This is a genomic window from Flavihumibacter profundi (assembly GCF_020076305.1).
Taxonomy (GTDB): Bacteria; Bacteroidota; Bacteroidia; order Chitinophagales; family Chitinophagaceae; genus Flavihumibacter; species Flavihumibacter profundi.
This window is the reverse complement of record NZ_JAIQXE010000001.1, coordinates 213783-226038: the sequence shown is the minus strand read 5'-3', so window position 1 is coordinate 226038 and position 12256 is coordinate 213783. Positions and strand designations below refer to the sequence as shown.

The window sequence follows — 12256 nt, the reverse complement described above, 5'->3', positions numbered from 1 at the left end:
AAGTGTTTGTGGTTAGGGCTTTTTTAAATCATTTCGCTTTGCAACAATGGATTTCTTACACCTTCCTTCTTATCAGCATTATCTTTGGCGGCTTTTACGAAATGGACAAAAATCGGTTGTGGGTTTTCTACCGTACTTTTCAACTCGGGGTGATATTGTACGCCAATAAAGAAAGGATGCCCCTGCAATTCAATGATTTCCACCAATCCGCTTTCCGGGTTTTTTCCACTGGCTACAAAACCCGCTTTTTCGAAATCAGGCAGGTACTGGTTATTGAATTCCCAACGGTGACGGTGGCGCTCGCTTATTAGCGTTGTTCCATAAATCTGGTGGGCAAGGCTGCCTTCTTTAATTTCGCAGGCATATGAGCCGAGGCGCATGGTACCACCTTTAGCAGTAACTGATTTCTGTCCTTCCATCAGGTCAATAACTGCATAATTAGTACTTGGGTCCATTTCGGTTGAATGTGCATCTTTCCATCCCAGTACATTCCTGGCAAATTCTATTGCGCTCATTTGCATGCCTAAGCAGATACCAAAAAAAGGCAATTTGTTTTCCCGGGCATATTTAACTGCAATGATCTTTCCTTCAATTCCGCGATGTCCAAAACCTGGAGCAACCAATAAGCCATCGAGATGGCCCAATTTCTCCTCAACATTCTCATCAGTGATAAATTCGCTGTGCACATTCACTATGTTCACTTTGCATTCATTCATAGCCCCCGCATGCACAAATGCTTCAAGAATAGATTTATATGCATCCTGCAGTTCAATATATTTTCCGATCAGCCCAATGGTAACCTTGCTTTTCGGGTATTTCAATTTGTCAAGAAATTCCTTCCATTTGCCCAATTCCGGTTCTGAATACTGGGTAATATTCATTTTACGAAGACAAATAAGGTCCAGCTTTTCCCGCATCATGGCCAGGGGAACTTCGTAAATCGTTGGCGCATCAGCTGCTTCAATTACAGCCTCTTTTTTCACATTACAGAAAAGCGCAATCTTCTTCCTGATTTCTGGTGTCAGGGGTTCTTCAGTTCTGCATACGATTACATCGGGATGTACACCTTCCTGGCTCAACATCCTTACACTATGCTGGGTAGGCTTAGTTTTCAATTCTTTTGCGGCCCTCAGGTAAGGAATTAATGTTAAGTGCACAACCATACAATCTTCTTCCGGCAACTCCCACTGCAACTGGCGTACAGCCTCGATGAAAGGTAGACTTTCGATATCTCCTACTGTACCACCAATTTCGGTGATCACGATATCATAGCCATCCTGGCCTAGCAGAAGCATCCTTCTCTTGATTTCGTCGGTAATATGCGGAACAACCTGGACAGTTTTTCCCAGGTAAGCGCCTTCTCTTTCCTTGTTAATAACGGTTTGGTAGATGCGCCCTGTAGTAACATTATTACTTTGTGTGGTAAAAATATTAAGGAAGCGTTCATAATGACCCAGATCCAGGTCTGTTTCAGCCCCGTCTTCGGTAACATAACATTCCCCGTGTTCATAAGGGTTCAGGGTACCGGGGTCAACATTGATGTATGGGTCAAATTTCTGGATTGTCACTTTCAGGCCTCTTGCCTGTAACAGCTTACCGAGTGAAGCTGCAATAATTCCTTTTCCCAGGGAAGAGGTCACCCCTCCTGTTACAAAAATATACTTAGACATATTGCGTGTTTTCTCTTATTCTGATCAGGGACCGGGCCGCTCAATTAAAAAAAATATTACGGATAGTACAACTATGTACTGTCCAATAGTGTTATAAATTGCTGTGCTGAAAACCGCTTACCCAGTCTGTAAATTGACCTGCGGAAAGAAAAATGAGGCAGAAAATTCCGAAAGGTCAAGCAAAGATAAAGGAAAAGATAAAGCCGGACAAACTCATTGACTGATTTTATAAAACCGCCAATACATTGACCAAAACTATAATTTATGAAAAAGAGTATTGCCTTAATTTCCTTTCTGGCCATAGCCGGATCCCTTGCCGCCCAAACCAGCAATATGTCCTGCTGTGCAGCCTCAGCCACTGAGGCATATGCAATGAATGCCTCTGACAAGAATTTTACCAGTAAGCACGACGAACCCCTGCCATTCAGCTATAGTTCAGAAAATGGCAAAGACATTAGTTATACTACTGCTGACGGGAAAACGGCACATGCCTGGGAAGTAAAGTCGGCAAAGCCTACCAAATATTATTTATTTGTGATCCACGAATGGTGGGGACTGAATGATTATATTAAACAAGAGGCAGAAAAGCTGGGCAAGGATCTTGGCGTAAATGTTATTGCACTGGATTTATACGACAATGTAGTTACGACTACCCGTGAAGAGGCTGCAAAAGCCATGCAATCGGTAACAACCGATCGTGCAACAGCTATTATAAATGGCGCATATGCTTATGCAGGCGGGTCGGCTAAAGTATTCACCATTGGCTGGTGTTTTGGTGGCGGCTGGAGTTTGCAGGCTTCCCTCCTTGGTGGTAAACAGGCTGTTGGCTGCATCATGTATTATGGCCAGCCTGAAAAAGATATTGAACGCCTCAAAACTTTACAACCAGATGTTTTGGGATTTTTTGGGAATTTGGATCAATACCCCAGTCCCCAGATTGTAACGGAATTCGCAGACAATATGAATAAAGCCGGGAAAAAATTATTGCTGAACCGTTATGAAGCCACGCATGCTTTTGCCAATCCAAGTAACCCCAACTTCAATAAGGAAGCAACTGAAGATGCTTATAAAAAAGTGCTGGCTTTTGTAAAAGAAAGGATAAAATAACAGGCAAGGATTGATATAAAAATGAATAGGCATCTGGTTTCCCAGATGCCTATTTTTCCTTTTGGTGATTATTGCTTTTACTTTAAGGTCGATTTGTCGATTGGCGCGGGAGTAATTGGAGTTGCTTTTATTAAGCCGGACTGATTCCTTTTTAATAAAACCTCCTTAATCCGGTCACTATTACTTTTATTGGCGTGAAGAACCACGATAGCCATCATTTCAATAAACAATATCCATATGCTAATATTCTTTCTCATAAACAGGTGTTCAGTATTTGGATATAGGTTAAACAAGGTGCAAATTATCGCAAATTTTAATATTTGCCAAAATGTCTATCATAAAACATTAAATATTAACGCAAAATAATCCACATTATTATTATCTAAGCCAGGCCCATGTTAAAAAACAGGGGATTACTGCTCCTTTTTAATTTTTATAAAACTGGCGGTTATCCCTTTTATCAGGGATGAACTGAATCCCTGGTGTTCCATTTCATTTAAACCTGCAATAGTGCAACCTTTTGGTGTAGTGACCTTATCAATTTCATATTCAGGATGGGTACCTTTCTGCAACAATAGTTCGGCAGCTCCTTTTACGGTTTGGGCGGCAATTAGGCTGGCTGTTGCAGCATCAAAGCCAATTTCTATTCCTCCCTGGATATTAGCCCTGATATAGCGCATCGCATATGCGGTACCGCAGGCACCCAGAACTGTGGCTGCATCCATCAGTTTTTCATCAATCAGGGCTACCCTGCCAAGTTGGTTAAAAAGGTTAATGACCCAAGCAATCTGCTCTTTTCCAGCCTGGGTATAGCTAATGCAAGTCATACTTTCACGTATGGCAATAGCTGTATTGGGCATTGCCCTGAAAACCGGGGTCCCAACCGGCAGGTCGGTCAGCAAATCCTGTAGACTTATTCCTGTTACAACAGAAATCAGCATATGGTTTTTGCCTATACCAGGTGCAATTTCCCTGATAATATCCCTGATTTGAAATGGTTTAACAGCGAGAAGCACTACTTCACTGTCATTTACAGCCTGCATATTATCGCTTGAAATCCGGATGCCTTTTTCTGAAAGAGGCTGCAGCAATGAAATATTCCTCCTTGTTACAGTAATATTTGGAGCATCTGTAAAACCATCAGCCAAAAGTCCCTCTGCTATTGAAATCCCGAGGTTTCCACCTCCAATAATTGCAATTTTCCTGCTCATAGTATTGTTATAAAAAAGCCATCACTCTAAATGAGGGCGATGGCAGTTAATCGAGTTATAAATATAATGAATTAATAGAATTTACCTGAAGCTAAGTAGTTCCGCACATAATCATCTACCCCATGCTCAAGGCTGTAAAACTGTTCAGTATACCCGGCTTGCCTGAGTTTATCCATATTAGCTTCAGTAAAATACTGGTATTTGTCGCGGATATCCTCTGGCATATCAATAAATTCAATAACGGGTGGAAGGTCAAGTCCTTGAAAAGTTGCTTTTACAAGGTCTTCAAAGGCCCGGGCTTTACCAGTGCCCAGGTTATATATCCCTGAATCAGGCTGGTTTTCCATAAGCCAGTAACATACCTTGATCACATCTTTAACATAAATAAAATCCCGCAATTGCTGTCCGTCCTTAAAATCTGGCCGGTGGGAACGGAACAGTTTCACCTTTCCTGATTCCCGGATCTGGTTAAAAGAGTGCCAGATTACACTGGCCATCCTGCCTTTATGATACTCATTGGGGCCATATACATTGAAAAATTTCAAACCTGCCCAAAAGGGCGGATGGCAGTCTTCGTGAAGCACCCACTTGTCAAATTCATTTTTTGAAACACCGTAAGGATTCAGTGGCTGGAGACTAAAAGAAAGTTCATGCTTATCGTCGTACCCGAGTTCACCTGCACCATAAGTTGCAGCTGAAGATGCGTACACCATTGGTACATTCCATATAGAACAATAGTTCCAGATTTTCTGGGAATATACAACATTTAATTCCTGGTGGATGGCATAATTAAATTCGGTGGTATCTGTTCGGGCTCCGATATGAAATACAAAATCAATTTTAGGTTTATGCTTATTGAGCCATTCAAAAAAAACGGATCTTTCCACTTTACGCAAGAATAGCTTCCCATTCAGGTTCGGTTCTTTTTGTAGCTTAGTAAAATCATCTACAAGGATAAGATTATTAAATCCTTTAAGGTTCAAAAAACCAACGAGGCAACTGCCGATAAAACCAGCAGCTCCGGTTACTACAATGACCGAATTTTTTTCCATGGCATAAAGTTAGGGGAACGAGAGTATTTACTATAACGCACTTAATGCATGTTCGCTTGCGTGCGCTGCGACCAGCTTTTCAATTGCGGTATCATACTTTTCCTTCCATGCAGAAATATCGCCCCAGGATTCACCATCAACATTAATTGCATGATCTGTAACTGTTCCCAGCCTGCTGAATACTTTTCCTTTCAGGGCAGATTCGAAAGCTGCTACATGCCCCGGTTTAACAGTAACGACTACACGACTTTGAGCTTCCCCGAACAGGAAAGCATCTTTCCTGATTTGCGGATCTGTAGAGATATTGAAGCCCAGTGATGAAGTGAATCCTGATTCCAGCAAGGTTACCAGCAATCCACCTTCACTGATATCGTGCGCTGATTCAATTAGTTTGTGCTTAATAAGGCTGCTGATAGTTTCCTGCAAAGTAAACTCCTCTTCAATGTCGAAAGAAGGAACTGGAGAAAATTCAACACCCATAATTTTATGCAGGTATTCAGAACTATTTATATCATTTGAAGCTTTCCCAACAAGGTAAACCAGGTCTCCGGCAGCTTTAAAATTAAGGGTCATTTTATTGTCCGGTTTCTCCAGTAAACCCACCATTCCAATTGTAGGTGTCGGGTAAACTGCACCGGCAGGGTGCTGGTTATAGAAGCTTACATTACCGCCTGTAACAGGAGTATTAAAGCGACGGCAGGCCTCGCCCATTCCTTTTATGGCATGAACAAACTGGTAGTATACCTGAGGGTCATAAGGGTTTCCGAAATTCAGGCAATTGGTCACACCAAGTGGTTCACCACCACTACAAACAATATTCCGGGCTGCTTCAGCAACAGCTATCATTGCCCCTTTATAAGGGTCGGCGTATACATAGCGGCTATTACAATCGGTAGTTATCGCCAGAGCTTTATTGCTTGGCTTTGCCAGTACTACTGCTGCATCACTTGGCGCGTTGGTAGATGTATTCCCTGTACCCACCATGCTGTCATACTGGGTATATACCCAACGTTTGGAGGCAATATTTGGGATTTCCACAATTTTTTCAGCAATCCCTTTGAAATTAGTGGGAACCGGTATAGCGGCGGGGTCGAATGCGGCAATTTTTTCGAAATATGCCGGAGTTTCATATTGGCGGTCATACTGCGGTGCACCACCGCCCAGCACCAGTTCATATGCAGGTATGGATGCTTCCAGTTCACCATTCATATAGAACCGTAGCAATTTGTCGTCGGTTACTTCCCCAATAACTGCACAGGGCAGGTCCCATTTTTCAAAAATGGCTTCTACAACAGCTTCCTTTCCTTTTTCCACTACCATCAGCATCCGCTCCTGGCTTTCGCTTAATAGAAGTTCCCAGGTCTTCATATTCTTTTGCCGGGTGGGCACTTTATCAAGGTCAATCCGCATACCCACGCCACCTTTTGCGCTCATTTCAGCAGTTGAGCAGATAATACCTGCCGCCCCCATGTCCTGCATACCTACAACGGTACCTGTTTTGATTACTTCCAGGCAGGCTTCAAGCAGTTTTTTCTCCTGGAAGGGGTCACCAACCTGGACAGCCGGCAGCTCTTCAGCACTTTCGGCTGTAATATCCGCAGAAGCGAAGGATGCTCCACCAATACCATCTTTGCCGGTTGCAGAACCAACAAAAAGAACGGGATTGCCAGTACCTTCGGCAGTTGCACTAACAGTACCCCCGGCTTTTACGATACCCACACTCATAGCATTAACAAGGGGGTTGGTATGGTAACAGGGCTCGAAATATATTTCGCCACCAACAGTCGGAACGCCAAAACAGTTACCATAGTGGCCAATACCATGTACGATTCCTGCAAGCAGGTGTTGGGTTTTAGCCTCAGTAAGGTTGCCGAACCGCAGGGAATTCAAGGCGGCTATGGGTCTTGCCCCCATCGTAAAAATGTCGCGGTGAATACCTCCTACACCTGTTGCCGCGCCCTGGAAAGGTTCAATTGCTGAGGGGTGGTTATGGCTTTCAATTTTAAATACTACCCCATAGCCATCGCCCATATCCATTAACCCGGCATTTTCTTCACCGGCAGCCACAAGCATTTTTCCACCTTCCCTGGGCAGGGTTTTCAGCCATTTAATTGAGTTTTTATAACTGCAGTGTTCACTCCACATGCCACTGAAGGCGCAGAGTTCATTAAAATTGGGGGTGCGACCCAATTTCTGCTTAATAAGTTCAAACTCTTCTTCAGTGAGGCGAAGTTGCTGGGCTGTTTTAACGGTTATTTCCATGTTGCTAAGGCAAATAGTGTAAGAAAGCGCAAAGGTAATGCCCGAAGGGTAAACTGCAAGAAAGAATAGCCAGTTTAATGGTTTCAGCAGGAGCCCGGGGAATCACAGGGCTATTTAAAATTGTGCTGCGACTACGCTGGCATAAAACTTAATTACGTGCGATACATCAAACTTATTGATCATCAACTGCCTGCCATGATAGCCCATTTCCATTCTGCCTGCGACAGGCAATCTCATTACCTTTTCCATTTTTTCTGCAAGGTCTTCAGCATTGCGTTGCTCACACAGGTATCCGCTAATGTTTTCCAGCACCAGTTCTTTGCATCCGGTATTCCTCGTGGTTATGACAGGCAATTCCATACTGGCAGCTTCCATAAGACTCCTGGGGACACCTTCATGGTAAAAGGAAGGCAGCAGGCAGCAATCGGCACCCTGGAGGTAAGGCCGAACATCTTTTGCAAAACCAAGATACCTAATAAGTCCTGATTTTACCCAGCCATCCAGTTCCTCTTTTGCAATCGAATCGGGATGAGCTTCTTCGAAAGCACCCATCAGGTGACATTCAAACCTGTATCCTTTCTGTCTTAAAATCCTTGCCGCCTGTGCATATACGCATACTCCCTTGCTTTTCAGCATACGGCAGCTCATTATAAATATAAAATTGCCGCCGGTTTTTTTTTCAGCAATTGCAGACCTTTTGAAATACTTTGTATCTACTCCTTCTCCAGGCAATATTTTGACCTTTTCCGGCAGAACCAGTTTTTCCTGTACAAAAAAAGTTGCGTCGTCAGCATTGAGAAACCAGGTTTCGATTGCTTTTCTAAGTCCAAGTTTATACAATCCCTTAACAATAAACAGCAACCAGTTTTGCCTGTCAAAAGCATAACCAAGTCCGGTTATAACTGCAACAGAAGGAATGCCCAGCGAGCCGGCAGCGAGGGTACCATATATATTAGGCTTTGCTACAAAATGAAAAATCAGTTTGGGCTTATACTGTATATAAATCTTTTTCAACCTGCGGTATAATCGGAAATCTGAAACCGGATTGGCAGACCTGTTATTAAAAGAAACCGGCACATGCAAACAACCTTCACTGGTAAGCAGTTTACTGAAATCATCAGTCGGAGCAATCACCATAATGGAAAACCCCTGGCTTTGCAGGTAACGGATAATATCAAGCCTGAAATTATAAACTGACCAGCTGTTATTAGATACAAAGGCAATTAGATTCAGCGGGGATGCTCTCATTGATATGGGGCTACATTACGCCCAAATGTATAGATTTGAACCGGAAAATCAACGTAAACACATGGAGATATACCTGAGATATGCATTGGCATTAGCATTTGTGCTGGTACTAACCTGGTGGCTCACCCGAATATCTGATCTAAACTTTGGCTGGAAGAGGGTATTAATTGCAATGATGGCAAAAATATTTGCTGGTTCTGCTTATGGATTTCTGTATTTGCATTTTTATGGTGGTGATGATACCTGGATGATCAATGGGGACAGCCTTTTAGAAATGGACAAACTTATTAATAGGCCGGGGCATTTTTTCGAAGATATAGACCTTATACGCCTGGTTGGGCAGAATGGATTACATAAAGGATTAAGGCTGTTTCAGGAGAAACTGGAACTGGCGCTGATGATCAAACCTTTAGCGATAGCTAATTTATGGAGCAAAGGGAACTATTATATTAATGTAGTTTTCTTTAGTGCCATAACATTCTGGGGACATTTCTGGCTATACCAGGTAATTTCAAAGCACAGACCATATTTGGCGAATGTATTATTCCTGATCATATTCCTATACCCGCCAATCCTGTTTTGGCTGAGTGGCATCAGGAGTGACGGGTTACTGTTTTTATTTTTTAGTATGTCCCTTTGGCAGTTTGACCGCTGGCTGATTAAACAGAATAGGATAACCGCTCTCGGTTTTCTTCTGGGCTGGTTAGGGATGTCCATCATTCGACCTCCATTTGCCGCATTATTTATACCCGCATATGCTGCATGGTGGCTTGCAGAAGGAAAAAAATGGAACCCGAAAAAAGCTTTTGGCCTGGTGTATGCAATTGCCATATTATTCTTCTTTATAACTACTATTTTTCCGGCCCCATTCAATTTGCCAGAGACCGTAGCCCACAGGCAGGCAGAGTTTTTTGTCCTTCATGGCAGGACCCGGGTTGCAATAGATACCTTAAATGCCAAACCAATCAGTTTTATTAAGGCATTGCCCGGGGCAATTGATAACACAGTTTTTCGTCCTTACCCCTGGCAGGCAACCGGGATACTCCAATACCTCATGGTTATACAAAATATTTTTTTAATATGTCTTTTTTTAGCAATACTTTTTAAATATTATAGTGATAAGAAAAGCATACCCCCTGAAAGTATTTTCAGGGCAATTTTAGCTATAAGCATAAGTACATATCTGTCAATAGGTTATACAATTCCCTTCCCTGGTGCTTTAGTACGGTACCGGGCAATTCCGGAGCTTTGCTTACTAATAATCGGAAGTCTTGGGATAATGGCAGGAGATATATCAAATTACAATTATTTTAATGTTTATAAAAAGAAGGTAATTTGAACTAATTCTAAGTTAATTAGGAAGAATTGTATCATTTTTTTGCTCAACTTAGCGGAAACTTGATAAAAACAGGGTTTATAATTTATAAATTCTGTTATTTACCAATATTTGCACAGCTAAAAATAATGCATAATGTCACTACGTTTCAATGCTCTCAACAACATCAATCAACCTAAGGCCGTCCCTCCTGTAGGGTCGACTAAAATCACTGCCTTATTTGGAGAAAACGTATTCACCCTGCAAAAAGCAAGGGCGTTTCTGAGCGACGAAGCTTATAAAAGCCTTGTTGCTTCTATCAAGGGCGGAAAGAAAATTGACCGCACAGTAGCTAACCAAATTGCCGCCGGCATTCGCCAGTGGGCAGAAACCAAAGGTGTTACCCACTATACACACTGGTTCCAGCCACTTACTGGTACAACTGCAGAAAAGCATGATTCATTCTTCACATTGAAAGGTGATGGCACAGCTATTGAAGAGTTTGACGGGGCAGCATTGATCCAGCAGGAACCAGATGCTTCTTCTTTCCCAAGTGGTGGTATCCGTGCAACTTTTGAGGCACGTGGTTATACTGCATGGGATCCTTCTTCTCCGGCCTTCATTATGGAAATCGGCGAGGGTAAAACTTTATGTGTGCCTACCATTTTTGTTTCTTATACTGGTGAAACCCTCGACTATAAAGCACCTTTGCTGAAATCACTTGAAGCCCTTAATAAACATGCTGTTGAAGTTGCCAATTACTTTGATAAGAATGTTAACCGTGTATCTGCAACCCTTGGATGGGAGCAGGAATATTTTGTAGTGGATGAAGCGATGTTCAATGCACGTCCGGATCTCGTACTAAGTGGCCGTACCGTATTTGGACATGCGCCTGCAAAAGGACAGCAACTGGAAGACCATTATTTTGGTTCTATTCCGGAACGCATCTATGCTTTCATGCGTGATTTCGAAAATGAATCGTATAAACTGGGTATTCCCTTAAGAACCCGTCACAATGAAGTTGCCCCTGCACAGTTTGAGTGTGCACCAATTTTTGAAGAAGTGAGTGTTGCTGTCGACCACAATACCTTGCTGATGGATGTTATGGACCGCGTTGCCCGCCGCCACAAATTGCGCGTGTTGCTGCATGAAAAACCATTCGCCGGCATCAACGGTAGTGGAAAGCACAACAACTGGAGTATGTCTACTGATACCGGCGTTAACCTGCTGGCTCCAGGCAAGACACCCAAGACCAACCTCATGTTCCTGACTTTCTTTGTGAATACCATTAAAGCAGTACATGATTATGCAGAAGTATTGCGTGCTTCTATTGCATCTGCAGGTAATGATCACCGTTTGGGTGCAAACGAAGCTCCTCCGGCAATCATTTCCGTATTCATTGGCCAGTACCTGAGTAATGTTCTCGCAGAAGTGAAAGAAAGGGTTGGTGATAAATTTGATGAGCAGGATGAAGCCATTCTAAAACTCGATTTACACCGCAGCATTCCTGAACTGTTGCTGGATAATACCGACCGTAACAGGACTTCCCCTTTCGCTTTCACCGGTAATAAATTCGAATTCCGCGCAGTGGGTTCAACCGCTAACTGCGCCAATCCGATGACCGTTCTGAATACTATCCTTGCAGATACTCTGAAGCAATTCAAAAAAGATGTTGATGCCCAGATCGAAAAAGGTGATAAGAAAGAGATAGCCATTATGCATGTGCTTCGTGAGTATATCGTAGCCAGCGAAAAAGTATTGTTCGAAGGTGATGGCTATAGTGAAGCATGGCAGAAAGAAGCGGAAAGACGTGGTTTACCGAATGTTAAAACCACTCCCCTGGCACTCGATGCAATGGTTACTGAAAAATCAAAGCACCTGTTTGAAAGCAATGACGTGCTTACTCACGTAGAACTGGAAGCACGCCATGAAATTGAACTTGAGAAATATATTAAGCGTGTTCAGATCGAAGCCCGCATCATGGGTGAACTTTGCACAAGCCATGTATTGCCTGCTGCAATCAAATACCAGAATATTCTGATCAATAATATCAAGGGACTGAAAGAAATCGGCCTGAACGATGGTTCATACAGTAACCAGAAACAAATTCTGGAAAAGATCAGCGAGCATATTAATGCCCTGAGCGACCTGGTTGAGAAAATGATTGAGGCCCGCAAGGTTTGTAATGCAATGGATAATACCCGCACCAAGGCTATAGCTTACGAAAGCCAGGTGAAAGCCCCGTTCTTCGATGCTATCCGTTACAGAGTAGATAAACTGGAATTGCTGGTAGATGATAGTTTCTGGGCACTGCCTAAATATCGCGAAATGTTGTTTCTCCGCTAACCAAAACCAAAATACAAAACCCGTTCATTTGAACGGGTTTTTTTT

The 12256-nt window shown here is 42.8% G+C and carries 9 protein-coding genes; 3 read left to right on the top strand and 6 right to left on the bottom strand.

Annotated features, from left to right (window positions below):
- Window positions 1-23: 23 nt before the first annotated feature.
- Window positions 24-1670 (bottom strand): CTP synthase, encoded by a 1647-nt coding sequence (locus tag LAQ65_RS00900; protein WP_224115045.1) that lies wholly within the window; start codon window positions 1668-1670, stop codon window positions 24-26.
- A gap of 264 nt (window positions 1671-1934) precedes the next feature.
- On the opposite strand from LAQ65_RS00900, the gene LAQ65_RS00895 reads away from it, so the two are divergent.
- The gene (locus tag LAQ65_RS00895; protein ID WP_224115044.1) at window positions 1935-2777 is read left to right on the top strand and encodes a dienelactone hydrolase family protein; all 843 of its coding nucleotides are present in this window, start codon (window positions 1935-1937) and stop codon (window positions 2775-2777) included.
- Window positions 2778-2854: 77 nt separating this feature from the next.
- Here the strand turns inward: LAQ65_RS00895 and LAQ65_RS00890 are convergent, their stop codons facing one another.
- From LAQ65_RS00890 to LAQ65_RS00870, 5 genes are all read right to left on the bottom strand, one after another.
- The gene (locus LAQ65_RS00890; RefSeq protein ID WP_224115043.1) at window positions 2855-3034 is read right to left on the bottom strand and encodes a hypothetical protein; all 180 of its coding nucleotides are present in this window, start codon (window positions 3032-3034) and stop codon (window positions 2855-2857) included.
- Window positions 3035-3190: 156 nt separating this feature from the next.
- On the bottom strand, window positions 3191-3988 hold the full coding sequence (gene proC / locus LAQ65_RS00885; RefSeq protein WP_224115042.1) for a pyrroline-5-carboxylate reductase: 798 nt from the start codon (window positions 3986-3988) through the stop codon (window positions 3191-3193).
- 71 nt (window positions 3989-4059) lie between these two features.
- Window positions 4060-5040: an ADP-glyceromanno-heptose 6-epimerase gene (gene rfaD / locus LAQ65_RS00880; protein ID WP_224115041.1), complete on the bottom strand. Its 981-nt coding sequence runs from the start codon at window positions 5038-5040 to the stop codon at window positions 4060-4062.
- Between the two features lie 30 nt (window positions 5041-5070).
- Window positions 5071-7302 carry a phosphoribosylformylglycinamidine synthase subunit PurL gene (gene purL, locus LAQ65_RS00875; protein WP_224115040.1) on the bottom strand — a complete coding sequence of 744 codons (2232 nt, stop codon included), beginning with the start codon at window positions 7300-7302 and terminating at the stop codon, window positions 5071-5073.
- Between the two features lie 114 nt (window positions 7303-7416).
- Window positions 7417-8550, bottom strand: coding sequence for a glycosyltransferase family 4 protein (locus LAQ65_RS00870; protein WP_224115039.1), 1134 nt, complete (start codon window positions 8548-8550; stop codon window positions 7417-7419).
- A 25-nt stretch (window positions 8551-8575) separates the two neighbouring features.
- Here LAQ65_RS00870 and LAQ65_RS00865 point away from each other — a divergent pair, with 25 nt between their 5' ends.
- Both LAQ65_RS00865 and LAQ65_RS00860 read left to right on the top strand, forming a co-directional pair.
- On the top strand, window positions 8576-9889 hold the full coding sequence (locus tag LAQ65_RS00865) for a hypothetical protein (protein ID WP_224115038.1): 1314 nt from the start codon (window positions 8576-8578) through the stop codon (window positions 9887-9889).
- Between the two features lie 132 nt (window positions 9890-10021).
- A complete protein-coding gene (locus LAQ65_RS00860; protein WP_224115037.1) occupies window positions 10022-12211 on the top strand; it encodes a glutamine synthetase III family protein in 2190 nt (729 codons plus the stop codon).
- Window positions 12212-12256: the final 45 nt, after the last annotated feature.